The organism is Saliphagus sp. LR7 (genome assembly GCF_003344565.1).
Taxonomy (GTDB): Archaea; Halobacteriota; Halobacteria; order Halobacteriales; family Natrialbaceae; genus Saliphagus; species Saliphagus infecundisoli.
Genome location: NZ_QPND01000010.1, coordinates 75445 through 98071, shown reverse-complemented (window position 1 = coordinate 98071; position 22627 = coordinate 75445). Strand labels below are relative to the sequence as shown.

Sequence of the window (22627 nt, the reverse complement as noted above, 5' to 3'; positions counted from 1 at the left end):
GATGGCGGCCGACGGCGACTACGACGTCGATCAGGGCGCCCGGCGCGACATCTCTCGAGAGTACTTCTCGCGGGAACGACTCGCCGAACACCACTACCGCTCGTTCAACGCCTTCCTGAACCGGGGCATGCAGCGGGTCGTCGACGAGAAGGAGACGATCGACACCGAAATCGGCGACAAGGAGGGCGAGGAGCCCGTCTACGTCGAACTCGGCGACGTCCGGATCGTCACGCCCCGCGTGCGGGAGGCCGACGGTAGCGAGGAACTGCTCTACCCCCAGGAGGCCCGCCTCCGGAACATCACCTACTCGGCGCCCGTCTTCATGGAGATGTCGATCGTCAAGGGCGGCGAGGAGGAAGAAGAGCGGGTCGTCGACTCGACGGAGACGAAGATCGGCCGGATGCCGATCATGGTCGGCTCCGAGAAGTGCAACATCGCGGGCTTTTCGGACGAGGAGCTGATCGACATCGGCGAGGACCCCGCCGACCCCGGCGGCTACTTCATCGTCAACGGCTCCGAGCGCGTGCTGATGACCAGCGAGGACTTGGCGCCGAACAAGATCCTCGCGGAGTACGACAGCAAGTACGGCGACGAGATCCAGGTCGCAAAGACCTTCTCCCAGCGCCGGGGGTATCGTGCGCTCGTGCTCTGTGAGCGCACCCGCGACGGCCTGCTCGAGGTCTCGTTCCCCTCGGTGTCGGGCTCGGTCGACTTCGTGACCCTCGTGCGGGCGCTCGGACTCGAGAGCGACGAGGAGATCGTCCACAAGGTCTCGAACGACCCCGAGATCGTCAAGTACATGCTCGAGAACTTAGAGATGGCCGAGGTCCAGACCGAGGAGGAGGCCATCGAGACCCTCGGCAAGCGGGTCGCCTCGGGCCAGGGGAAGAACTACCAGCTCAAGCGCGCGAACTACGTCATCGACCGGTATCTCCTTCCCCACCTCCACGAGGAGGGCGTCGACGAGGAGGACGTCCGGATCAACAAGGCCCACTACCTCTGTCGGATGGCCGAGGCCTGTTTCGAGCTCGCGCTCGGGCGGCGGGAGTCCGACGACAAGGACCACTACGCCAACAAGCGTCTGAAGGTGAGCGGCGACCTGATGAAAGACCTGTTCCGGACGGCGCTCAACAAACTCTCGCGGGACGTGAAGTACCAGTTAGAGCGGGCGAACATGCGAAACCGGAACCTCTCGGTGTCGACGGTGGTCCGCTCGGACGTGCTGACCGAACGTCTGGAGCATCCGATCGCGACGGGCAACTGGGTCGGCGGGCGCTCGGGGGTCTCGCAGCTGGTCGACCGGACCGACTTCATGGGAGTCCTCAGCCACCTGCGGCGGCTGCGGTCGCCCCTCTCGCGCAGCCAGCCCCACTTCGAGGCGCGTGACCTCCACGCGACCCAGTGGGGCCGGATCTGCCCCTCCGAGACACCGGAGGGGCCCAACTGTGGGCTGGTGAAGAACTTCGCGCAGGCGATGGAGCTCTCACAGAACGTCGAGGACGAACAGGAACTCAAACGAGAACTGGCGTCGATGGGGGTCGAGGGGATCCCCGGACTCGAGAACACCGCCCGGACGCCGGCGGACGACTGACATGGCAAGCCAACAACAACGAGAGGCGAAGGTGTACGTCAACGGGTCGCTGGTGGGGACCCATCCGGACCCGGAGGAACTGGCGGACCAGATCCGCGAGTCGCGTCGGGTCGGCGAGATAAGCGACATGGTGAACGTCTCGGTCAAAGAACGGACCCGGGAGGTCATCGTCAATGCCGACGCCGGTCGGGCGCGCCGCCCGCTGCTGGTCGTCGAGAACGGCGAACCCCGGATCACCAGCGCCGAGATCGAAGCGGTCCGCAACGGCGACATGGAGTTCGAGGAACTCGTCGAACAGGGATATATCGAGTTCATCGACGCCGAGGAGGAAGAGGACATCTACGTCGCCGTCGACGAGGACGATCTAGAGGACGATCACACCCATCTCGAGATCGATCCCCAACTGATCTTCGGGATCGGTGCCGGGATGATTCCCTACCCCGAACACAACGCCTCCCCCCGAATTACGATGGGGGCGGGGATGGTCAAGCAGTCGCTTGGACTGCCTTCGGCGAACTACCGGATCCGGCCGGACACGCGCCAGCACCTCCTTCACTACCCGCAGCTGTCGATGGTCAAAACGCAGACGACCGAACAGATCGGCTTCGACGACCGGCCCGCGGCCCAGAACTTCGTCGTCGCCGTCATGTCCTACGAGGGGTTCAACATCGAGGACGCGCTGGTGATGAACAAGGCCAGCGTCGAACGCGCGCTCGCGCGGTCGCACTTCTTCCGGACCTACGAGGGCGAGGAACGCCGGTATCCGGGCGGCCAGGAGGACCGCTTCGAGATCCCCTCCCAGGACGTCCGGGGCGCCCGCGGCGAGGAAGCGTACACCCATCTCGACGAGGACGGCCTCGTCAACCCCGAGACGACCGTCGACGAGAACTCGGTCCTGTTGGGCAAGACCTCCCCGCCACGGTTCCTGGAGGAGCCCGACGACATGGGCGGCCTCAGCCCACAAAAGCGCCGCGAGACGAGCGTGACGATGCGGTCGGGCGAGTCGGGCGTCGTCGACACCGTGACGCTGATGGAGGGCGAGGACGGCTCGAAGCTCTCGAAGGTCTCCGTACGCGACGAGCGCGTCCCCGAACTCGGGGACAAGTTCGCCAGCCGCCACGGCCAGAAGGGCGTCATCGGCCACCTCGCGCCCCAGGAGGACATGCCGTTTACCGAGGAAGGTGTGGTACCGGACCTCGTGCTCAATCCCCACGCGCTGCCCTCCCGGATGACCGTCGGCCACATCCTCGAGATGATCGGCGGGAAACTCGGCGCGATGGAGGGTCGTCGCGTCGACGGCACCCCGTTCCTCGGCGAGGACGAGGACGAACTCCGGAAAGGTCTCGAGGACAACGGCTTCGATTCGGCGGGCAAGGAGACGATGTACTCCGGGGTCAGCGGCGAGAAGATCGAGGCCGAGATCTTCGTCGGCGTGATCTTCTACCAGAAGCTCTACCACATGGTCTCGAACAAGCTCCACGCCCGCTCGCGGGGGCCGGTCCAGGTGCTTACGCGCCAGCCCACCGAGGGCCGGGCCCGCGAGGGCGGCCTCCGGATCGGGGAGATGGAGCGCGACGTCTTCATCGGCCACGGCGCGGCGATGACGCTGAAAGAGCGACTGCTCGACGAGTCCGACCGCGAGGAGATCCACGTCTGTGGGAACTGCGGGATGGCGGCGGTCGAGAACGTCGAGCAACGGCGGGTCTACTGTCCGAACTGCGAGGAGGAAACCGACATCCACCGGATCGAGATGAGCTACGCGTTCAAGCTCCTCCTAGACGAGATGAAGGCCCTCGGCATCGCACCCCGGCTCGAACTCGAGGATGCGGTCTAACCTACCATGATGCAACACAGCACACCGAAGGACATCGGATCGATCGACTTCGGGCTGATGGAGCCCGAGGAGTACCGGGAGATGTCGGCGACGAAGATCATCACGGCCGACACCTACGACGACGACGGCTTCCCCATCGACATGGGGCTGATGGATCCTCGGCTGGGCGTCATCGACCCCGGCCTGGAGTGTAAGACCTGCGGGAAGCATTCGGGGTCGTGTAACGGCCACTTCGGCCACATCGAACTCGCCGCTCCCGTCATCCACGTCGGCTTCACGAAGCTGATCCGCCGGCTTCTGCGAGGCACGTGCCGGGAGTGTTCGCGCCTGCTTCTCACCGAGGACGAACGCGAGGAGTTCCTCGGCGACCTAGACCAGTCGAGAAAGCTCGGCCGCGACCTCAACGACGTGACGAAGGCCGCGATCCGCCAGGCCAGAAAGAAGGACCGCTGTCCGTTCTGTGGCGAGGTCCAGTACGACATCGACCACGAGAAGCCGACGACCTACTACGAGGTCCAGCAGGTCCTCACGAGCGAGTTCTCCCAGCGCATCGCGGGCGCGATGCAGGGCGACGAGGAGGCGGGCGTCGAGCGGACGACGCCCGACGAGCTCGCCGCCGAGACCGAGATCGAGCTCTCGCGGATCAACGAGATCCTTTCGGGGTCGTTCCGCCCGCGCGAGAGCCAGCGCAAGGCCATCGAGAAGGCTCTGGACATCGACCTCACCGACGAGGACACGAACAAGCTGATGCCGAGCGACATCCGGGACTGGTTCGAGAACATTCCCGACGAGGACATCGAAGTGTTGGGGATCAACGCCGAACGATCCCGGCCGGAGTGGATGATCCTAACCGTGCTCCCGGTACCGCCCGTAACCGCACGGCCCTCGATCACGCTCGACAACGGCCAGCGATCCGAGGACGACCTCACCCACAAGCTGGTCGACATCATCCGGATCAACCAGCGGTTCATGGAGAACCGGGAGGCAGGTGCTCCCCAGCTCATCATCGAGGACCTCTGGGAACTGCTGCAGTACCACGTGACGACGTTCATGGACAACGAGATCAGCGGGACGCCGCCGGCCCGACACCGTTCCGGCCGGCCGCTCAAGACGCTCTCCCAGCGCCTGAAGGGCAAGGAGGGGCGCTTCCGTGGCTCGCTGTCCGGAAAGCGCGTGAACTTCTCCGCTCGTACGGTGATCAGTCCGGACCCGACCCTTAGTCTAAACGAAGTCGGCGTCCCCGAACGGGTCGCAAGCGAGATGACCCAGACGATGAACGTCACCGAGCGAAACGTCCCCGAGGCCCGCCGGTACGTCACCAACGGTCCCGAGGGCCACCCCGGCGCGAACTACGTCCGACGGCCGGACGGCCGCCGGCTGAAGGTGACCGAGAAGAACTGCGAGGAGTTGGCCGAAAAGGTCGATGCTGGCTGGGAGGTCAACCGCCACCTCACCGACGGCGACATCGTGATCTTCAACCGCCAGCCGTCGCTCCACCGGATGTCCATCATGGCCCACGAGGTCGTCGTGATGCCGTACAAGACGTTCCGGCTGAATACCGTTGTCTGCCCGCCGTACAACGCCGACTTCGACGGCGACGAGATGAACATGCACGCCCTCCAGAACGAGGAGGCCCGTGCGGAGGCCCGCGTGCTGATGCGGGTCCAAGAGCAGATCCTCAGCCCCCGCTTCGGTGGCAACATTATCGGCGCGATCCAGGACCACATCTCGGGGACCTATCTGCTGACCCACGAGAACCCCAGCTTCAACGAGACCCAGGTCCTCGACCTGCTGCGGGCGACCCGGATCGACGAGCCACCCGAACCGAGCGGCACGGACGAGGACGGCGAACCCTACTGGACCGGCCGGACGATCTTCTCGGAGCTCCTGCCCGACGGGCTCGACCTCGAGTTCACGAGCGAGTCCGGCGACACGGTCGTCATCGAGGACGGCCAGCACGCCTCGGGGACGATCGACTCCGAGGGCGTCGGCGAGTTCGGCGGCGAGATCGTCGACACCATCACGAAACAGTACGGCAACACCCGCTCGCGGATCTTCATCAACGAGGTCTCGACGCTGGCGATGCGGGCGATCATGCACTTCGGGTTCTCGATCGGGATCGACGACGAGACGATCCCGGACGAAGCCGAAGCCCGGATCGACGAGACCGTCGCCGACGCCTACGACCAGGTCGGCGACCTGATCGCGGCCTACGAGGCCGGCGAGTTGGAGAGCCTGCCCGGGCGGACGATCGACGAGACCCTCGAGATGAAGATCATGCAGACCCTCTCGCGGGTCCGCGAGAACGCCGGCGACATCGCCGAGGAGCACTTCGAGGACGACAACCCGGCGGTCGTGATGGCCGAGTCGGGTGCCCGCGGCGGGATGCTCAACCTGACCCAGATGGCCGGCTGCGTCGGCCAGCAGGCAGTGCGCGGCGAGCGGATCAACCGGGGGTACGAGGACCGTACCCTGAGCCACTACAAGCCCAACGACCTCTCGGCCGAAGCCCACGGGTTCGTCGAGAACTCCTACACCTCGGGGCTCTCCCCGCGGGAGTTCTTCTTCCACGCGATGGGCGGCCGCGAGGGGCTGGTCGACACCGCGGTCCGGACGTCGAAGTCGGGCTACCTCCAGCGCCGGCTGATCAACGCGCTGTCGGAGCTCGAGGCCCAGTACGACGGCACGGTCCGGGACACCTCGGACACGATCGTCCAGTTCGAGTTCGGCGAGGACGGTACCTCGCCGACGCTGGTCTCCTACGACGACGACAACGAGATCGACGTCGACGCGATCACCGACCGCGTCCTCGACTCGGAGTTCGACGGCGAGGGACGCCACGAGTTCCTCGAGGCGGGTTCGGAGGCGACGAACCTCTCGGAGCACGCCGACAGCCGTCGGATGGACCGGCCGGGGACGGAGGTGACCTCCGATGACTGAGTCGCGCTCGGCGGTCGGCGCCGGGGGCGCACCCGGCAGCGGCTACGACGTCAGCGACGACGTCGTCGCCGTCGTCGAGGACACCGATCTCCCCCGCCGGCTGAAAGACGAGGTCTACGGGACCGTCGAGTCCCGCGAGGACGTCACCGTCGAGGAGGCCGACGAGATCGCGCGCGCGGTCGAGGCCCGGTATCTCGACACGCGGGTCGATCCCCTCGATCCCGTCGGCACCGTCTCGGCCCAGTCGATCGGCGAGCCGGGGACCCAGCTGACGATGAACACGTTCCACTACGCCGGCGTGGCCGAGATCGACGTCACCCAGGGCCTCCCGCGACTGATCGAACTCGTCGACGCCCGGAAGACTCCGGATACGCCGATGATGACGGTCTATCTGGAAGACGAGTACGCGACCGAACGCGAGAAGGCCCACGAGGTCGTCTGGAAGATCGAGGCGACGAAGATCCTCGCGCTCGGGGACGTCTCGACGAACGTCGCGGACATGCGCGTCCAGATATCGCTGAACCGCGACACCTTAGAGGAGCGGATGATCACGCCCGAGGAGGTCGCCGAGATCATCGAGGACTCGCTGGGCGTCGAGACCGTCCAGAACGGGACGGCCGTCGAGTTCGGCCCCGAAGAGCCCTCCTACCGCGATCTGCTGCAGTTGGTCGAGGAGCTTCGAGAGATCACGTTCAAGGGGATCGAGGAGGTCTCCCGGGTCGTGATCCGCCGGGAGGAGGTAGACGACGGCGAGGAGTTCGTCCTCTACACCGAGGGATCGGCGTTCGGCGACGTGCTCTCGATCGAGGGCGTCGACGCCTCCCGGTCGACCTGTAACAACATCCACGAGATCCACCGCAACCTCGGCATCGAGGCCGCCCGCGAGACGATCATCGAGGAGACCAACGACACGCTCAAAGAGCAGGGTCTGGAGAACGTCAACGTCCGTCACCTGATGCTCGTCGCGGACATCATGACCAATCGTGGCGAGATCGAGTCGATCGGCCGTCACGGCATCTCGGGAAGCAAGGACTCCGTGCTCGCGCGTGCGGCGTTCGAGGTCACCGTCAACCACCTGCTGAACGCGGCGATCCACGGCGAGGTCGACGATCTGAACGGCGTCACCGAGAACGTCATCGTCGGGAAACCGATCAAGCTCGGCACCGGCGACGTCGACCTCCGGATGGGATCGACCGGGCGCTGATGGCGGTCACGCTCGGCGACGACGCCCGCCGACACCTCGCGCGCTTCGAGGACGTCACCGGTGCGACCGGCCGGGACTGCATCGTGGGCGACGACCGGTTGCTGATCGTCGTCACCCGCGGGGAGATGGGCGAGGCGATCGGCCCGCAAGGGAGCCACGTCGAGCGCTTCGAGGAGGCCGTCGGGCGAGAGGTCCGGCTGATCGAATCCGCCGAGACCGCCGAGGAGTTCGTCGCCAACGCCCTGGCTCCGGCGGCGGTGTACAACGTCACGGTCAGCGAGAACGACGACACCGTCGCCTACGTCGAGGTCGCACGCGAGGACCGCGGCGTCGCTATCGGGGCCGACGGCGAGACGATCGAGGCCGCCCGGACGCTCGCCGATCGCCACTTCGGGATCGACGACGTCCAGCTGGCGTAGGCGGCGAAACGCCGACACCGGTGCCAAACGGGCCGTTTAAGTGGCTCCGTCGGATAGCAACGGACACTATGGCAAACGGCAAGTACGCCGCGCGCAAGCTCAAGAAGGACCGCCAGCAACAGCGGTGGTCCGACTCGGAGTACGCGCGCCGTGCACGGGGCCTCCGCGAGAAGTCCGACCCTCTCGAGGGTGCCCCCCAGGCCCGCGGTATCGTCCTCGAAAAGGTAGGCATCGAGGCCAAACAGCCCAACTCGGCGATCCGGAAGTGCGTCCGGGTCCAGTTGATCAAAAACGGCAAACAGGTCACTGCCTTCTGTCCCGGCGACGGCGCCATCTCCTTTATCGACGAACACGACGAGGTCACGATCGCCGGCATCGGCGGCGCGAAGGGCCGTGCGATGGGCGACCTCTCGGGAGTCAACTACAAGGTCGACAAGGTAAACGGCGTCGCGATGCTCGAACTCGTTCGTGGCAACGCGGAGAAACCCGTCAGATAACATGTCCGAGACAGACCAACCCGAGCCCGACGCGCCCGCCGGCGGCACCGACGTCGCCGCCGACCTCTTTGGCACCTGGGAGATCGGCGAGATCGAGTACGAGGATCCCTCGACGGAACGCTACATCACCGTGACGCCCGTCGCCCACACGATGGGGCGTCACGCCTCCAAACAGTTCCAGAAGTCCGAGATCTCGATAGTCGAGCGGTTCATCAACCGGCTGATGCAGACGGAAGAGAACACGGGCAAGAAACAGCAGACGCTCAACCTCGTCCGCGAGGCCTTCGAGATCGTCCACGAGCGGACCGACGAGAACCCGATCCAGGTGCTCGTCACCGCAGTCGAGAACGCCGCGCCCCGCGAGGAGACCGTCCGCCTGAAGTACGGCGGGATCTCGGTCCCGAAGGCGGTCGACGTCGCGCCCCAGCGCCGGGTCGACCAGGCGCTGCTCTTTCTCGCACAGGGCGTCCAGAACGACTCGTTCAAGACCCCGACCTCCGCCGAGGAGGCCATCGCCAACCAGCTCGTCGGCGCGGCCAACTACGACGTCGGGACGTACGCGATCAGCCAGAAAGAGGAGAAAGAGCGCGTCGCGGCCGCCGCACGCTAACCGTTTTCGCTTCGATTTCTCCGCTTTTGCGTCCCTCGCGTAGCGAGGGCGTCGTCACACACCACCGGTTTACGGCGAGGCCCCCACGGCCGCGAGGACGTGGTGGTGGGGATCTGGCAGCCCACTACTTGACCGCCCGCTCTTACTCCGCACGCCCGACGTACGACCGGGTCGCCTCGAGCAGCGTCCGACGGTAGGTACTCGAGTCGGGGTCGGCCGCGAGGTCCCGAAAGCGCCGGGTAAACCCCACGAGATCGACTTCGGGGGCGTCGCTTTCGGCGGCGTGTGCGAGATCGTAGAGGCGGTGGTCCTCGCCCGCGAGGTCGTGGCGTTCGGCGAGTGCGAGGGCGAAGGCGGCGTTGACGGCGGTGATCTCGGGGTCGGCGCTAGGAGAGATCAGTCGGCTATCGTCGGGACCGGGTGTGGGCCGGTCGGCGACGGCGGCCGCGAGCGCGGATTCGAGAAAGGAGAGCAGTTTCTCGCCGGGACCCACCGTGAGGGTGATGTCGTCGGCGTAGATGTCCTTCATGTGGTTTGCGATCTGGTAGCAGTGGGCGAGTTTCCGGCGTTCGACCCGGCGGCCGGCCAGGGCCATGTAGAGCACCTCCTCGATGGGCTGGGTGTGGGAGGGGTGGGCCTCCTCGTGGCGGGCCATGTGGGCGAACTCGTGGAGGGCGAGTTCGCGGGCCATCGCGCTGGCCGCGGCCTGTCGGGAGATGTTCAGGACGTGGCGGTCGTCATGGTGGCCCACCCAGGTCCGTTCGTCGGGGTCCTCTCTGATCCGGACGTCGACGGGCAGGGCGAGGTCGCGTTCGGTCTCGAGCAAGTCGCGGGCGCCCAGGAAGGGCGCGGCGGGTCCCGACCCGCGTACGCGGAGATCCATCAGTATCGGTAGCAGGGACCGGGGCGGTATGGCTCTTGTGCCCACGCGGGGGGAGAAACAGCACCCTTTTGACCCTGCTGGCGGTAGTGAGGCCCATATGGGCAGACGCAAAAAGATCGTACAGGAGTGTGAACGGCTCATGGACGAGCCGGAGAACATCCGGAACATCGCCATCGCCGCTCACGTCGACCACGGCAAGACCACCCTGACCGACAACCTGCTTGCTGGCGCAGGCATGATCTCCGACGACACCGCCGGCGAGCAGCTCGCGATGGACACGAAAGAGGACGAGCAAGAGCGTGGGATCACCATCGACGCGGCGAACGTTTCGATGACCCACGAGTACGAGGGCAAAAATCACCTCATCAACCTGATCGACACCCCCGGCCACGTCGACTTCGGCGGGGACGTCACCCGTGCGATGCGGGCGGTCGACGGCGCGCTCGTCGTCGTCGACGCCGTCGAGGGCGCGATGCCCCAGACCGAGACGGTGCTCCGGCAGGCGCTCCGAGAGGGCGTCAAGCCGACCCTCTTCATCAACAAGGTCGACCGCCTCATCAGCGAACTTCAGGAGGGCCCCCAGGAGATGCAAGAACGCCTCCTCAGCGTCATCGCCGACGTCAACGAGCTCATCGAGGGGATGACCCAGGACATGGACGACGTCGACGACTGGACCGTCAGCGTCGAGGGCGGCACCGTCGGCTTCGGCTCCGCGCTCTACAAGTGGGGCGTCTCGATGCCCTCGATGCAGCGAACCGGGATGGACTTCGGCGACATCATCGATCTGGAGCAAGCCGGCAAGCGCCAGGAGCTCCACGAGCGGACGCCGCTCTCGAACGTCGTCCTCGACATGGTCTGTGAGCACTTCCCGAACCCGCTCGACGCCCAGCCCCGCCGTATCCCGCGGGTCTGGCGCGGTGACGACGAGAGCGAACTCGCGGAGGGGATGCGGCTGGTCGACGACGAGGGCGAGGTCGTCCTGATGGTCACCGACATCGGCATCGACCCCCACGCCGGCGAGATCGCGGCCGGTCGGGTCTTCTCGGGGACCATCGAGAAGGGCCAGGAGCTGTACGTCTCGGGCACCGCGGGCCGGAACCGCGTCCAGTCGGTCGGCATCTACATGGGCGGCGAACGCGAGGAAGTCGAGAGCGTCCCCGCGGGCAACATCGCCGCCGTCACCGGGCTCCGGGATGCGATCGCCGGCTCGACGGTTTCCAGCGTGGAGATGACTCCCTTCGAGTCGATCGAGCACATCTCCGAGCCGGTCATCACGAAGAGCGTCGAGGCCCAGACGATGGACGACCTCCCGAAGCTGATCGAGACCCTTCGCCAGGTGTCGAAAGAAGACCCCACGATCCAGATCGAGATCAACGAGGACACCGGCGAACACCTCATCAGCGGCCAGGGCGAACTCCACCTCGAGGTCATCACCCAGCGCATCGAGAAGAACCAGGGAATCCCCGTCAACACCGGCGAACCGATCGTCGTCTACCGCGAGGCCGTCCAGCGCGAAAGCGACACGGTCGAGGGGATCTCCCCCAACCGTCACAACCGCTTTTACATCTCGGCCGAACCCCTCGACCAGGAGATCGTCGAGGCGATCCAGCTCGGCGAGGCCTCGATGGACATGCCCGAACAGGAGCGCCGCGAGGCGCTCCAGGACGCCGGCATGGGCAAGGACGACTCCCAGGACGTCGAGCACATCCACGGGACGAACATCCTCCTCGACCAGACAAAGGGCATCCAGCACCTAAACGAGACGATGGAGCTGTTCATCGAGGGCTTAGAGGACGCCCTCGACAACGGCCCGCTGGCCCAGGAGCCCGTCCAGGGGACGCTGATCCGTCTCCACGACGCGAAGCTCCACGAGGACACGATCCATCGGGGACCCGCACAGGTCATCCCCGCGACCCGCGAGGCGGTCCACAAGTCCCTGATCGACGGCCACATCATGCTCTTAGAGCCGATGCAGGACGTCCGCATCGACGTGCCCAACGACCACATGGGCGCCGCCAGCGGCGAGATCCAGGGCCGTCGTGGCCGCGTCGACGACATGTACCAGGAAGGCGACCTCATGGTCGTCGAGGGGATCGCCCCCGTCGAGGAGATGATCGGCTTCTCGAGCGACATCCGGTCTGCGACCGAGGGTCGGGCCTCCTGGAACACCGAAAACGCCGGCTTCGAGGTCATGGCCGACTCCCTGCAGACCGAGACGATCATGGAGATCCGCGAGCGCAAGGGCCGCAAGCTCGAACTGCCCCCGAGCATCGATTACATCTAAGCGGCGCCGTCCCCGTTTTCCCGTCCGTTCGTTACCCCGCCCACACCAGCGCGTAGAGGAACACGAACAGGAAGTAGATCAGGAACACCGAGACCGCGGCCTTGAGGTGGAACGTGAACAGTTCGTACTCCTCGTCGTCGCGTTCGGCCTCGTAGGCCTCGCGTTCGGCCTCGGTACAGCTCTCGCCGTGGCGGACGCCGACGTGGAAGGTCCGGGTCCGCTCGCTTGGAAACGGCCGATCGCAGTACGGACAGCGGAGGGCGTCGCCGTGAACGTCGTACTCGTGGTCGGTCAGCCGCTCGGTCGAGTCCGCCAGCGAGGGCGCCATCCTACCGGCGGGAGGGCGCGAGCGGGCATGGGTCTGGCGGTCCTCATACGACCGGCTGTACGTCGTTCGCGATTCTCGGTCGGGCGGGAGCCGAGACGTCTCATACGGTTACAGCCGGCAGTATCAGCTCGGAACGTACGGCGCGCCCGTCTCGGGGAGGGAGACGAGCAGGAGGCTCACCACGGTGAAGGCGATCATGAGGGCAACGAAGGGGTACTCGCTTCTGATCGCCTGGAGCTTGCCGGGGAACAGCTCGAAGGAGACCGTGTGGGCCACCCAGACCGCGAGCACGTGGCCCGAGAGGATGCCCGCGATCTCGACGTAGCCGAACCAGCCCGGCAGCGCATATCGGGTCGGGTTCGCCGGCGGCGAGAGGGGCATCAGGAGGGAGTCGAGAAAGGCGGGCCAGAGCTGGATCGCGAACCCGGCGTAATGAGCGAGGTGGTAGCCGGCGGCGATCGCCAGCAGCGCGGGTCCGAAGCGGACCGCGAGATAGCGCCGGGAGAGAAAGGTCTCCGCGCGCCGGCGCGTGAGCCCGGCGGCGGCCCAGTAGGCCCCCCAGAAGGCGGCGAAACCGCCCACGAGGAGGAGTAGGTAAACGAGTTCGGCCGGGAGCCCGAGGCCCACGGCCGCCTCGACTGCTCGCGCGCCCGGCGGCGTCACGATGAAGCCGCTGTAGGTCAACTCCCAGACCAGGAGGACGGCGAACGCGACCCCGGAAAGCTCCGCGAGCACGTCGTCGTCGCCGAGCCGGGCGCCCGGCGCCCGGAGGGCGAGCCCGTCGTCGGTCCGCTGTATCGGCGCGACCGAGCCGTAGCAGCGAAACCACACCGACAGCGGGTCGGCCCGGCGAAACCAGGTCTCGGTCGGGAAGACGACCCCGCCGGCGACCGTCACCAGGGAGTAGCCGGCGACCGCGGCAGCGAGCGCCCGCGGCGAGGAGCTAAGCGGGGCGACGACCTCGAGCCAGATCAGGGCGAGCAGGGCGGCGACGGCGGGCCAGTGGCCCGCCCGCCGGGGGTACGACCGGCCGAGGGTCGGCAGCGCCGCCGCGACTCGCCGCCAGGGGTTGATCGCGGGCCACGGGTTGCCGACCGCGTAGGCGACCATCGTCAGGACGGCTCGGGCGCCGACGAACACCAGGAGGACGGCGCCGCTGACCAGCCCCGTCTGCGGGCCCGCGACGCCGACGACGAGGACGAACGCGAGCCCCGCGATCCCGACGATGCCGAGGACGGCGTCGCCGACCCGATGGAGGGCGTCGATGGGGAGGTCCACCGTCCGGTCGTGGTAGCCCTCGATGACGACCCGGTCGGTGACGAGCATCGAGAGCAGCGCCATCGCGCCGATGACGCCGCCTCCGGAGGCGAGATAGAGCCAGGTCGGTACCGTGATCTCCCCGCCCGATCCCGAGAGCCCGACGACGGCGTTGCTCGCGGTCGCGCCCCCGCTCGCGCAGACGGCGAGCGCGAGCGTTCCGAGGACGAGTCCGGTCCCGCGGATCCCCGGATGGTCGGTCATCGCTCCCTCGAGGAAACCGGACGTTCGTGAACTCGTCGTTGGCGGATCATGTGGGGTCCGGAGTCGGCGGCGAGAACGACGGATTACTGAATCGAGAAGCCGGCGGCGATCGTCAGCAGGAACACCATGAAGACGGCGCCCCCGAGCAGGTAGGTCAGCGATCGGGGCTCGTCGATCAAGTGCTGGTAGTACCCGATGATGAGGCCGGCCTTTGCGACCGAGAGGACGAGCACGCCGGCCATTGCAACCTGATAGGACATTCCAGTGTCGCCCTCGAAGAAGACGAACTGCACGGTCCCCAGCGCCAGTAACGCCACGTAGATGATCGCGTAGGTCCGGACGCTCGCCATTGCTAGGTGGTCGGGCGGTCGTCCACTTATACCTTCCTCACTGGGAGCGCTACGCCTGGAGCAACATGACCACGATGCCGAGCAGCGCGATCAGGCCGGTCGTCACCGCGGCGACCGCGATCCCCGCCGCCGTGTAGCCGATCCGGTCGCGGGCGGCGAAGAAGGCCCCGAAGAAGAGGAAGCCGCCGAGGATCGCCCCGCCGACCGCGAGCAGGCCGGTACCGACGGCGCCGCCGATCCCGGAGAGTCCCTGGACCATCACTACCGCACCCGCGATGAAGACGATCGCGAGGACGACGAAGGATACCGTCCAGGCCATCGGGTCGTAGGCCAGTTCGACGATTCGTGGCCGGTCGGGGTCGACCCGTCCGGACCACTCCGCGAAGCCGCTTCGTCCGCCGGACTGGCCGCTCGGCGTCGCTCGATGCCCGCTCCGTGCGATCGCGACGGCGACCGCGATCAGAATGACGGTCATCAGCACCGTGCTGAGGAGGTAGATCTCTGCCATGGGGCGTTGGATAGAGGTTGTCCCTTCCGCCATATATAACCTTCAGTTGTCGGTTTCCGGCGGTAGGGGCGGGGAGACGTCACTCCGGTTGAAAGATCGGACGGTGACTGGAACCGACGAGTCGTTGCGGTCGAAGGCTTGAAAACGTGCTACTCCTTGCCGAACATGTTCCGCATCATCGGATGCATCTCCATCATCTGCTCCTCGGCGATCTCCTCGTACAGCTTGTACGTGATCGAGACCGCGAGCAACAGGCCGGTGCCGGTCACCGAGCCGATGGTGCCGAGCATGTTCGCGGCGACCGCGAGCAGGCCGACGAGGGCGCCCCCGATGACGGTCACCTGGGGGATGTACCGCTCCATGACCTTCTCGACGACGCCGACGTTCTGTCGGAAGCCGGGGATCTGCATCCCGGAGTTCTGGATCTGCTTTGCGGTCGCCTCCGGGCCCATGTCGGTCGTCTCGACCCAGAAGATCGCGAAGATCGCGCCGCCGCCGACCATGACGGCGACGTCGATCCCGATCCGGATCAGCACCTGCCACCACTCCTGGGTGACCTGTGCGGTCCACCAGAGCCACTCCTCGCGCGAGTAGATCGGCGCGACGTAGTAGAAAAAGCCCGACACGGGCTGGCCCTCGGAGTAGACCCCGAGCCAGGCGGGCATCCCCCACTGGCTGTTCAGGATCTGGCCGAGAAACTGGACGTTGGCCTGGACCGCCCGAACGAGGATCATCGGCAGGACGCTCGCGTAGATCAGCTTCACCGGGAACCGCCCGCGGGCACCCTTCACGCGTGCGTGCGAGAGGGGGATCTCGATGCGGACGGACTCGGCGTAGACGACGATCGCGAAGATCAGGACCGTCGTCGCGAGCGCGAGCAACTGGCCCTCGGTGACGACGAGCTGGTAGAGGCCGGCGCCGCCGGCGATCGGATCGAGGTCGGTCCGCCCGGTCAGGATCTGGAACCAGCTATAGAAGAACCCCTCCTCGGACAGCGAGAGGAAGCCGGCGACCAGCCGCTGGCTGACCCCCGCGATGATGAAGAGGCCGATCCCGCTGCCGACGCCCCACTTGCTCACCACCTCGTCCATGTAGAGCAGGAGGATGCCGCCGACGAAGATCTGGACGAACAGCAGGAGCTGGACGCCCGTCGAATCGAGGGCGAGCCCCCCGAGCGAAAGCGAGCCCTGGACCGGAAGGAAGCCGCCGGCGAAGACCATCGGGATGGCGGTCAGCGCCGTCATCACGACAACCAGCAGCTTCTGGAGCCCCTGGTAGAGCACTTGGTCGCGGGGGTCGTCGGTGTCGAGCCCGAGCAGGTTCGTCCCGCCCAGCAGCTGGAGCACGATGCTCGCGGTGACGATCGGGCCGATCCCCACCTGGAGGATCGAGCCGAACTCGCCGGCGAGGATCGCACGGAACTGCCCGAAGAGGTCGGTCGCCTCCCCCTGGTCCAAGCCGAGCAGGGCGACGTTGGTCAGAAAGAAGTAGAGCACTAGGATGCCGGCGGTCCACGCCAGCTTCCGCTTGAAGGGGACGTGGCCCTCCGGACGGCGGACGGCCGGCATCCGTGTCAACACCGGTTCCGCGGCACCCTTCCATCCCATGGCTTACGCCCCGATCTCGTCCTCGTCGTCGTCCTCGTCCTCTTCGGCCAGACGTTCTTCCCCGCGCTCGGAGAGGACCGCCTCGCCGCCCGCGTCCTCGAGTTTCTCGCGGGCCCTCTCCGAGAACGCGTCGCCGACCACGGTGAGCTCGGTTCGGACCTGGCCGCCGCCGAGCACCTTGACGACGTCGACCTCGTGGCCGTCCTCGACGACGTCGCGGGCGTCGATCCGGTAGCCGTCGCCGTCTTCTTCGGCGAGGCCGTCGGCCGCGTACAACGGGACGTCCTCGTCTAGCTTCTTGACGTCTATCGTCGCGACCTCCTCGCGGACGTCCTGTGGCCGGTCGAAGCCGTGTTTGCCCTTCGGTTCGTAGTTGTGGAACTCGTGTTTGCTCCGCCCGGCGCGGCCGCGGCCCCCGCGGTGGCCCGCCCCACGACGATTCTTGTGGGAGCCGCCGCCGTGGGTCCGCGAGCCGCGCTGGCGTCGTTTCTTGTCCGTCATTGTTAGCGCATCGAGGTGAGGAGATCGTCGATCTCCTCGGTGGTGTGCGTTCCGAGCTGGCCCCCCTTCGAGGCCGGCTGCTTGATCCCCTCGTGGCCGCCGCGTGGCGGATGCAGTCGAAGCGTCGGCGACAGCCCCTGTTCGCGAAGCGTCGTCTCCTCTTCGAGCAGCGCCTCCGCGAGGCTCTCGAAGCCGTCGTACTCCGTGTGCTCGCCGAGCCACTTCTCGTTGACGTCCGAGGACGTGCCCTCGAGGGGCTCGGCGCGCGTTTCGAGCAGCGTCGCGAGCACCTCGGGGCTGGGCTCGCCGAAGGCGACGTAGTCGTTCACCTTCGCGACCATCCCCTGGTAGGTGTCGGTCTCGGGGACGAGCGCGCAGTGGTTGGTCTCGTGGACGTTCAGCATGTCCAGGGTGTCATCGACGCCCTCCTGGCGATTGACCTCGCCGCGGAGTTGAACGATCGCCTTCATCCCTCGACCACCTCGCGTTCGCGCCTGCGGGCGCCACGCGACTGGGAGGCGTTCTCCAGGGCGTTGAACGTCGCCTTCGCCAGGTTCACCGTCGTCCGGGTGTTGCCGTGGCTCTTCGTCCAGGCGTTCTCGATCCCGGCGAGCTCGAGCACCGCGCGCACGGTGTCGCTCGCCGCGAGCCCGAGCCCCTCGGGCGCGGGGATGAGTTCGACCTCGACGGAGCCCGCTTTCCCGGTCGTCCGGTGGGTCAGCGAGTGGGGCCGGTCGGATCGGTCCTCCCAGGAGCCCGAGCCGCGGGGCACCTGGATCATGTTCAGCTTCGCGATGCCGATGGCTTTCTGGATCGCAGAGCCGACCTGGTCGTCTCGGCCCTCGGCGTAGCCGACGAAGCCGTCGCGGTTGCCGACGACACAGACACAGCGGAACTTGACCCGGCGACCCGAGTCGGTCATCCGCTGGACCATGTTGATGTCGAGGACCTCGTCGTCGAGCCCCGGCAGGAGCTGGTCGACGATCTCGGGTTCCTTCAGCGGGAGCCCCGAGTTCAGCGCGGCCTCCATCGTCTCGATCTCTCCGTCCTGTACCTGTCTGCCCAGGCGGGTAACCGGCTCCCAGCCCCGGGAGTTGCGTCCGCTCATTCTAGGATCGCCTCTCGTGTCTCATCGAAGTGGTCGGGTAGGTCACTCGCGTCGAACTCCCCGCCGTACAGCGGCTCCTCGCGCTGGTCTGCGTAGTCGGCGATGTGTTCGCCCCGCGTTCGCGACCAGTCGGCCAGCACGCTGTCGTTGTGGGGGATCTCGAGGCCGGCGTCGATGGCGCCCTCCTGGACGGCGAACACCTTGTTCCCCGGCGAGGCCGTGTTGAGGCCGATGTCGAGGACTGCCTCCTCGAGACCGGCCTCGACGGCCCGTTTCCCGGCCAGCAGGCCGGTCAGGTAGGCCGCCGGCAGGTTGCCCGTCGGGGCCTCCCAGCCGTAGTCGGCGAGATCGCTCGAGTGTGCACTTGCTCGTGTCTCGTCGCCCTGGGGTCCGGGGGAGATCAGCTGCGCCGTCGTGTGCTTGTTGCTCGTGCGAGCAACGAGGCGCGGTTTGCCCGATTTCAACAGGCGCAACCTCTGATGGTAGTCCGTCCGGACCTCGCGGCGACGCCGCATCGGTACCTTGTATCGTGGTCCTGTCGCCATTAGTCGTCACCGTAGTTGTCGTCGATGTAGTTCAACAGGTACTGGACGCTCTGGAACTCCCCGCCGCCGGCCTTCCGGTACAGCTCCCGGTACTGGGTCGGCGTGAGTTCGCCCTTGTCGCGGAGTTCGCGGAGCTTCCGTCGCTGTGCTCGAATCTTGCCTTTCCACTCGTCCTTCTCGTTCTGGCGGGCACCCTTCTTGCCTTTCCGGCTTCCCGGCCCCGTGCGGTGGCCGTAGGCGCGTTTCGCGTTGCGCTCGCGGGCCCGGCCGCGGGAGTTCCCGCCGGCCTCGCTGGCCCGGATCGTACCCGAGTCGACGAGTTCGCGGATCTCGTCTCGCGTGATCGCCTCGGCGATCTCGCCCTGGGACTCGGGGTCGAACCAGATGCGGTTCTTCCCGACGTCCAAGACGTCGGCCGCCAGTCGCTTCTGTGCTGAGAGATCAGTCATCGGAATCCACCTCGACTTCGACGTACGTCGGGTTGAGGACGCGAACGCCCGCGTCCTCGGCTTCCTCTTCGATGCGCTCGCGTTTCCGTGCGCCCACCGAGGAGCCGATCCGAACCGCCTGGACGTCTCCGTCGACGCCCTCCAAGTCGTCGGTGTTCTCGACGCGGACCTCCTCGAAGCCGCTCGGGTGTTTGCCCCGGGCGGCTTCGGGCGTCCGGTAGCCCGCCTCGACCTTGGCGCCCTTGCCCTTGATGCCGCGGCGCTGTTTCGACAGCTGACCGCGGGGCCGACGCCAGGATTCCGGCGTCCGCTTTTTCATGTGGTAGTCCTGGCGGTTGAACTGGGGCGTTCCCTCCCGCTTTCGCTGGGAGAGGAGTCGCTCCTCGTTCTCGGAGAGCTCGGGGGTCTTCTCGGCTAGGCCGCGGGGCCGGAGTTCGGTTTCGGCCTCCTCGGCTTCCTCCTCGCCTCCCTCGTCTTCGATCTCTGCGTCGGTCTCCTCGCTGACCTCGAGGTCGCCGACGTCGGCTTTGATCCGGGCGGCCAGCGCGTTGCCGACCCCCTCGACCTCGCTCAGGTCGTCCTGATCCGCTTCCTGGACGTCCTCGACGGTCTCGAAGCCGGCCTCCCGGAGCGCGTCGGCCTTGCTCTCGCCGACGCCGCTTATCTCCTCGAGTCCCTCGACGTCCTCCGTCTCCTCGACGTCGTCGTCGTCCGCCATCAGGCACCACCTCGGGGTTTGGCCGTGATGTAAACGCCGTCCTGGAAGACGCGGGCGTCCTTTCCTTTCACTTTCGTGAGCTGTTCGATGTCCGCTGCCGTCTGGCCGACGTCCTCCTTGTTCGGACCGGAGAGCGTGACCGACTCGCCGTCGACGGCGACCTCGGTGTCGCCGTGGATCGTCGTCCGTCGGGGCGCCTGCTCGCCGAGGAAGTTCTCGATGACGACCTCCTCGCCGTCGACGCGGACCTGCATCGGGAAGTGGGAGTAAAAGACCTCCATCGTGTACTCCCAGCCCTCGACGACGCCGTGGAAGGCGTTTCGCAGGTGGCTCTCGAAGGTGCCGACGGTCGCGGTCGTCTTCGCGTCCTCGACGTCGCTCTCGACGACGACGACGTCGTCCTCGAGTTCGACCGTGACGTTCGGGTACCAGAGCCGGCGGGTGACGCTGCCGTTCGGGCCGGAGACGGTGACGTCGAGGTGGTCGACCTCGACGCTTACGTCCTCCGGGGGTTCGAGTTCTGTGCGCATTGTTAGTAGACGTACGCGATCACCTGGCCCCCGATACCCTGCTCGCGGGCCTCGTAGTGGCTCATGATTCCACTGCTCGTCGTGACGACGAGCGCGCCGAAGTCCCGAGCGGGGAGAAACCGCTTCTCCCAGCGCTCGAAGTCGTCGGCGCCGACCGAGTACCGCGGCTTGACGGGGCCACAGGCGTTGATCGCTCCGTTCAGTTCGACCTCGAACCGACCGGCCTTCCCGTCCTCGACGAGCTCGAACCCGGAGATATACCCCCGGTCGTAGAGCACTTCGAGGACGCTGCCGATCTCGTTCGAGGCTGGCGATACCTCGTGTGTGAGATGCCCCACGCTCTCGGCGTTGTCGAGTCCCGAAAGCGCGTTGCTGAGTGGGTCGTTCCCTGTCATTATCTGTACTTCTTGAATCCCATGTCGCGGGCGACCTCGCGGAAACACTGTCTGCAGAGGTTGATGTCGTACTTGCCGACGAGCCCCTGCTTGCGGCCACAGCGCTGGCAGGCCTCGATCTGGCCCGTCCGCTTGGTGGCGTGTTCGCCCGTCTCGGTTTCGGTGTCGCTTTCACTCATCGTTTCCCTCCGTGATCTCCGCGTCGAAGGCGGCCTCGAGATAGGCGACCGCGTCCTCGGCGGTCAGACGGTGACCGGCGGGGATCGAGCGGTTGGCCTTGTCGCGTTTCGAGACCCGGTAGCCCGGCCGAACCAGGTTGACGGTGACGTCGAGCCCGTAGATCCCGACCTCGGGGTCGTACTCCTGGCTCGGGAAGTCGGTGTGTTCCTCGACCCCGAAGCTGACGTTGCCCGTGTCGTCGAACTGGGTGGCCGACAGCTCCGTGAGGCCGAGTGCGGTCTCGAGGAACTCGTCCGCCTCCTCGCCCCGCAGCGTGACTTTCGCGCCGATGGGCTCGCCCTGGCGGATGCCGAACTCGGGTTCGGTCGCCGTCGCCTGGGTCCGGACGCTCGACTGGCCGGTGATCTCCTCTAAGATCCCCTCGGCCCGGTTGAGATCGCGCCCGCCACGGCCGACGCCCATGTGGACGACGACCTTCTCGATGCGGGGTTCGCGCATCTCGTGGAAGCCGGTTTCGGTGTCTGCCTCGCTCATTCGTCCTCACCTCCGTCCGCGCTCTCGCCGGTCGTGGTGACGTCGGGGTCGTCGTCGCCGACGAAGTTCTCGTCGATGACGACGACGTACTCCTCGACGGTCTCGAAGGGGTCGTCGCCGGAGATGGTGACGGCGTTCGAGCCGCTGCCGGCGGTGATCTCGATCGCCTCGATCTCGCCGATCTTGCCGGCGTGGTTGCCACGGACGGCGGTGACCAGCGCGCCCTCCTCGTAGGGGAAGTGGGCGACGATCTCCTTCGATTCGTTGTCGACGACGATCGAATCGTTGGTCGCGTACTCCTCGTCGACGACGACGTTCGCGCCGTCGTGGAGGGTCAGCTGGGTCCGGCCGCCGTCGACCTGACGCTTGCCCTCGATCTTCCCGAGACGGCTGCCGGCGGCCTCGGCGTCGATCGCCGACAGCGCCAGTCGGCCGCCCTCGTCGGGAAACACGCGGTAGTACTCCTCGCGGTCGGGGAACGCGACGATGTCGAACATCCCGATCGGACGGGCCTCGTCGCCGACGGGCTCGCCGTTGACCAGGATCGCGTCCTCACTGACCGCGTAGCGGGCCTCCTTCTTCGAGTCGACGTAGCCGAGCACGTCCCGGAGCAGGATCAGGAGGGGAACACCCGCCTGTCCGTGGGGGCCGGCGCCGGCTTTGACCGTGAACGTCTCGGTCTTGCGCTCGACGGGCCAGGAGTTCGGCGCCGCGAGGCGTTTCTGGTGGTTGGTCATTCGTCCTCACCCTCCAGGCGCGCCTCGCGCCGGTCGTCCTCTAAGTCGAGGTCGACGAGCCGGACGTTCGAGGGTTCGACCGAACGAGGGACCTCCTCGCCGTCGGCGGTCTCGATCGTCACGTCCTCGACGTCTACGGTGCCGTCCTCTAAGTCGACGCCGACGACCTCGCCTTCCTCGCCGGCGTGGTCGCCTCTCATTAGTTCGACGGTGTCGCCGACGTTGACGCGGGTCCGACGACGGTCGTACTCCTCGCGGAGCTCCCCGTCGAGGGTCGCGTGGAGCTTCGTGCCCCGTTCGTGGAGGGGCGCCTCCTCGCTTCGCTTTCGTTGTTTGCGTGGTTGCTTGCTCATG

Annotated in this window: 26 protein-coding genes; 8 read left to right on the top strand and 18 right to left on the bottom strand. The window is 66.7% G+C overall.

Annotated elements, in window-relative coordinates; translation table 11 throughout:
- Position 1: 1 nt before the first annotated feature.
- From DVH23_RS14395 to DVH23_RS14365, 7 genes are all read left to right on the top strand, one after another.
- Entirely contained in the window at positions 2-1591 is a 1590-nt protein-coding gene (locus DVH23_RS14395; protein WP_114578129.1) for a DNA-directed RNA polymerase subunit B'', read from the top strand.
- A gap of 1 nt (position 1592) precedes the next feature.
- Positions 1593-3425: a DNA-directed RNA polymerase subunit B gene (gene rpoB / locus DVH23_RS14390; RefSeq protein WP_114578128.1), complete on the top strand. Its 1833-nt coding sequence runs from the start codon at positions 1593-1595 to the stop codon at positions 3423-3425.
- A gap of 9 nt (positions 3426-3434) precedes the next feature.
- Complete coding sequence (locus DVH23_RS14385; RefSeq protein WP_114578127.1) at positions 3435-6365, top strand: DNA-directed RNA polymerase subunit A'; 2931 nt, start codon at positions 3435-3437, stop codon at positions 6363-6365.
- Positions 6358-7569, top strand: a complete 1212-nt coding sequence (rpoA2, locus tag DVH23_RS14380; RefSeq protein ID WP_114578126.1) for a DNA-directed RNA polymerase subunit A'' — start codon at positions 6358-6360, stop codon at positions 7567-7569. Before DVH23_RS14385 ends, rpoA2 begins: the two co-directional genes overlap by 8 nt.
- Positions 7569-7988 (top strand): NusA-like transcription termination signal-binding factor, encoded by a 420-nt coding sequence (locus DVH23_RS14375; RefSeq protein ID WP_114578125.1) that lies wholly within the window; start codon positions 7569-7571, stop codon positions 7986-7988. The genes rpoA2 and DVH23_RS14375 overlap by 1 nt, the downstream gene beginning before the upstream one ends.
- Before the next feature lie 68 nt (positions 7989-8056).
- The gene (locus DVH23_RS14370; RefSeq protein ID WP_114578124.1) at positions 8057-8485 is read left to right on the top strand and encodes a 30S ribosomal protein S12; all 429 of its coding nucleotides are present in this window, start codon (positions 8057-8059) and stop codon (positions 8483-8485) included.
- A gap of 1 nt (position 8486) precedes the next feature.
- Positions 8487-9095 carry a 30S ribosomal protein S7 gene (locus tag DVH23_RS14365; RefSeq protein ID WP_114578123.1) on the top strand — a complete coding sequence of 203 codons (609 nt, stop codon included), beginning with the start codon at positions 8487-8489 and terminating at the stop codon, positions 9093-9095.
- A gap of 142 nt (positions 9096-9237) precedes the next feature.
- Here the strand turns inward: DVH23_RS14365 and DVH23_RS14360 are convergent, their stop codons facing one another.
- Positions 9238-9978, bottom strand: a complete 741-nt coding sequence (locus DVH23_RS14360) for a DUF5781 family protein (protein WP_114578122.1) — start codon at positions 9976-9978, stop codon at positions 9238-9240.
- A gap of 97 nt (positions 9979-10075) precedes the next feature.
- On the opposite strand from DVH23_RS14360, the gene DVH23_RS14355 reads away from it, so the two are divergent.
- Positions 10076-12262: an elongation factor EF-2 gene (locus tag DVH23_RS14355; RefSeq protein ID WP_114578121.1), complete on the top strand. Its 2187-nt coding sequence runs from the start codon at positions 10076-10078 to the stop codon at positions 12260-12262.
- A 31-nt stretch (positions 12263-12293) separates the two neighbouring features.
- Here the strand turns inward: DVH23_RS14355 and DVH23_RS14350 are convergent, their stop codons facing one another.
- The 17 genes from DVH23_RS14350 to rplX all read right to left on the bottom strand — a co-directional run bounded on the left by DVH23_RS14350 (position 12294) and on the right by rplX (position 22626).
- Positions 12294-12590, bottom strand: coding sequence for a hypothetical protein (locus DVH23_RS14350; RefSeq protein WP_114578120.1), 297 nt, complete (start codon positions 12588-12590; stop codon positions 12294-12296).
- Between the two features lie 123 nt (positions 12591-12713).
- On the bottom strand, positions 12714-14111 hold the full coding sequence (locus tag DVH23_RS14345; RefSeq protein ID WP_114578119.1) for a hypothetical protein: 1398 nt from the start codon (positions 14109-14111) through the stop codon (positions 12714-12716).
- A gap of 83 nt (positions 14112-14194) precedes the next feature.
- A complete protein-coding gene (locus tag DVH23_RS14340; protein WP_114578118.1) occupies positions 14195-14461 on the bottom strand; it encodes a cytochrome C oxidase subunit IV family protein in 267 nt (88 codons plus the stop codon).
- A gap of 49 nt (positions 14462-14510) precedes the next feature.
- Entirely contained in the window at positions 14511-14969 is a 459-nt protein-coding gene (locus DVH23_RS14335) for a hypothetical protein (RefSeq protein ID WP_114578117.1), read from the bottom strand.
- Positions 14970-15118: 149 nt separating this feature from the next.
- Positions 15119-16576 carry a preprotein translocase subunit SecY gene (gene secY / locus DVH23_RS14330; protein WP_114578116.1) on the bottom strand — a complete coding sequence of 486 codons (1458 nt, stop codon included), beginning with the start codon at positions 16574-16576 and terminating at the stop codon, positions 15119-15121.
- A 3-nt stretch (positions 16577-16579) separates the two neighbouring features.
- The gene (locus DVH23_RS14325; protein ID WP_114578115.1) at positions 16580-17077 is read right to left on the bottom strand and encodes an uL15m family ribosomal protein; all 498 of its coding nucleotides are present in this window, start codon (positions 17075-17077) and stop codon (positions 16580-16582) included.
- 2 nt (positions 17078-17079) lie between these two features.
- Entirely contained in the window at positions 17080-17547 is a 468-nt protein-coding gene (gene rpmD / locus DVH23_RS14320; protein ID WP_114578114.1) for a 50S ribosomal protein L30, read from the bottom strand.
- A complete protein-coding gene (locus DVH23_RS14315; RefSeq protein WP_114578113.1) occupies positions 17544-18185 on the bottom strand; it encodes a 30S ribosomal protein S5 in 642 nt (213 codons plus the stop codon). Before DVH23_RS14315 ends, rpmD begins: the two co-directional genes overlap by 4 nt.
- A complete protein-coding gene (locus DVH23_RS14310) occupies positions 18182-18730 on the bottom strand; it encodes a 50S ribosomal protein L18 (RefSeq protein ID WP_114578112.1) in 549 nt (182 codons plus the stop codon). Before DVH23_RS14310 ends, DVH23_RS14315 begins: the two co-directional genes overlap by 4 nt.
- On the bottom strand, positions 18730-19179 hold the full coding sequence (locus DVH23_RS14305; RefSeq protein WP_114578111.1) for a 50S ribosomal protein L19e: 450 nt from the start codon (positions 19177-19179) through the stop codon (positions 18730-18732). Before DVH23_RS14305 ends, DVH23_RS14310 begins: the two co-directional genes overlap by 1 nt.
- Positions 19172-19897, bottom strand: a complete 726-nt coding sequence (locus DVH23_RS14300) for a 50S ribosomal protein L32e (protein WP_114578110.1) — start codon at positions 19895-19897, stop codon at positions 19172-19174. Before DVH23_RS14300 ends, DVH23_RS14305 begins: the two co-directional genes overlap by 8 nt.
- A complete protein-coding gene (locus DVH23_RS14295) occupies positions 19897-20427 on the bottom strand; it encodes a 50S ribosomal protein L6 (RefSeq protein WP_114578109.1) in 531 nt (176 codons plus the stop codon). Before DVH23_RS14295 ends, DVH23_RS14300 begins: the two co-directional genes overlap by 1 nt.
- Before the next feature lie 2 nt (positions 20428-20429).
- The gene (locus DVH23_RS14290) at positions 20430-20822 is read right to left on the bottom strand and encodes a 30S ribosomal protein S8 (RefSeq protein WP_114578108.1); all 393 of its coding nucleotides are present in this window, start codon (positions 20820-20822) and stop codon (positions 20430-20432) included.
- A complete protein-coding gene (locus DVH23_RS14285; RefSeq protein ID WP_114578107.1) occupies positions 20822-21001 on the bottom strand; it encodes a 30S ribosomal protein S14 in 180 nt (59 codons plus the stop codon). The genes DVH23_RS14290 and DVH23_RS14285 overlap by 1 nt, the downstream gene beginning before the upstream one ends.
- Positions 20994-21536, bottom strand: a complete 543-nt coding sequence (locus DVH23_RS14280; RefSeq protein WP_114578106.1) for a 50S ribosomal protein L5 — start codon at positions 21534-21536, stop codon at positions 20994-20996. The genes DVH23_RS14285 and DVH23_RS14280 overlap by 8 nt, the downstream gene beginning before the upstream one ends.
- A complete protein-coding gene (locus tag DVH23_RS14275; RefSeq protein ID WP_114578105.1) occupies positions 21533-22273 on the bottom strand; it encodes a 30S ribosomal protein S4e in 741 nt (246 codons plus the stop codon). The genes DVH23_RS14280 and DVH23_RS14275 overlap by 4 nt, the downstream gene beginning before the upstream one ends.
- Positions 22270-22626 (bottom strand): 50S ribosomal protein L24, encoded by a 357-nt coding sequence (rplX, locus tag DVH23_RS14270; RefSeq protein WP_114578104.1) that lies wholly within the window; start codon positions 22624-22626, stop codon positions 22270-22272. The genes DVH23_RS14275 and rplX overlap by 4 nt, the downstream gene beginning before the upstream one ends.
- Position 22627: the final 1 nt, after the last annotated feature.

Coding starts and splice junctions, on each gene's coding strand:
- DVH23_RS14355 (WP_114578121.1), top strand. CDS start 10,076: ATGGGCAGACGCAAAAAGATCGTACAGGAGTGTGAACGGCTCATGGAC.
- DVH23_RS14290 (WP_114578108.1), bottom strand. CDS start 20,822: ATGACAGGGAACGACCCACTCAGCAACGCGCTTTCGGGACTCGACAAC.
- DVH23_RS14370 (WP_114578124.1), top strand. CDS start 8,057: ATGGCAAACGGCAAGTACGCCGCGCGCAAGCTCAAGAAGGACCGCCAG.
- DVH23_RS14275 (WP_114578105.1), bottom strand. CDS start 22,273: ATGACCAACCACCAGAAACGCCTCGCGGCGCCGAACTCCTGGCCCGTC.
- DVH23_RS14300 (WP_114578110.1), bottom strand. CDS start 19,897: ATGGCGGACGACGACGACGTCGAGGAGACGGAGGACGTCGAGGGACTC.
- DVH23_RS14385 (WP_114578127.1), top strand. CDS start 3,435: ATGCAACACAGCACACCGAAGGACATCGGATCGATCGACTTCGGGCTG.
- DVH23_RS14310 (WP_114578112.1), bottom strand. CDS start 18,730: ATGGCGACAGGACCACGATACAAGGTACCGATGCGGCGTCGCCGCGAG.
- DVH23_RS14365 (WP_114578123.1), top strand. CDS start 8,487: ATGTCCGAGACAGACCAACCCGAGCCCGACGCGCCCGCCGGCGGCACC.
- DVH23_RS14375 (WP_114578125.1), top strand. CDS start 7,569: ATGGCGGTCACGCTCGGCGACGACGCCCGCCGACACCTCGCGCGCTTC.
- DVH23_RS14325 (WP_114578115.1), bottom strand. CDS start 17,077: ATGACGGACAAGAAACGACGCCAGCGCGGCTCGCGGACCCACGGCGGC.
- rpoA2 (WP_114578126.1), top strand. CDS start 6,358: ATGACTGAGTCGCGCTCGGCGGTCGGCGCCGGGGGCGCACCCGGCAGC.
- DVH23_RS14280 (WP_114578106.1), bottom strand. CDS start 21,536: ATGAGCGAGGCAGACACCGAAACCGGCTTCCACGAGATGCGCGAACCC.
- DVH23_RS14340 (WP_114578118.1), bottom strand. CDS start 14,461: ATGGCGAGCGTCCGGACCTACGCGATCATCTACGTGGCGTTACTGGCG.
- rpoB (WP_114578128.1), top strand. CDS start 1,593: ATGGCAAGCCAACAACAACGAGAGGCGAAGGTGTACGTCAACGGGTCG.
- DVH23_RS14315 (WP_114578113.1), bottom strand. CDS start 18,185: ATGAGCGGACGCAACTCCCGGGGCTGGGAGCCGGTTACCCGCCTGGGC.
- DVH23_RS14335 (WP_114578117.1), bottom strand. CDS start 14,969: ATGGCAGAGATCTACCTCCTCAGCACGGTGCTGATGACCGTCATTCTG.
- DVH23_RS14395 (WP_114578129.1), top strand. CDS start 2: ATGGCGGCCGACGGCGACTACGACGTCGATCAGGGCGCCCGGCGCGAC.
- DVH23_RS14345 (WP_114578119.1), bottom strand. CDS start 14,111: ATGACCGACCATCCGGGGATCCGCGGGACCGGACTCGTCCTCGGAACG.
- DVH23_RS14305 (WP_114578111.1), bottom strand. CDS start 19,179: ATGACTGATCTCTCAGCACAGAAGCGACTGGCGGCCGACGTCTTGGAC.
- DVH23_RS14285 (WP_114578107.1), bottom strand. CDS start 21,001: ATGAGTGAAAGCGACACCGAAACCGAGACGGGCGAACACGCCACCAAG.
- DVH23_RS14295 (WP_114578109.1), bottom strand. CDS start 20,427: ATGCGCACAGAACTCGAACCCCCGGAGGACGTAAGCGTCGAGGTCGAC.
- rpmD (WP_114578114.1), bottom strand. CDS start 17,547: ATGAAGGCGATCGTTCAACTCCGCGGCGAGGTCAATCGCCAGGAGGGC.
- DVH23_RS14360 (WP_114578122.1), bottom strand. CDS start 9,978: ATGGATCTCCGCGTACGCGGGTCGGGACCCGCCGCGCCCTTCCTGGGC.
- rplX (WP_114578104.1), bottom strand. CDS start 22,626: ATGAGCAAGCAACCACGCAAACAACGAAAGCGAAGCGAGGAGGCGCCC.
- secY (WP_114578116.1), bottom strand. CDS start 16,576: ATGGGATGGAAGGGTGCCGCGGAACCGGTGTTGACACGGATGCCGGCC.
- DVH23_RS14350 (WP_114578120.1), bottom strand. CDS start 12,590: ATGGCGCCCTCGCTGGCGGACTCGACCGAGCGGCTGACCGACCACGAG.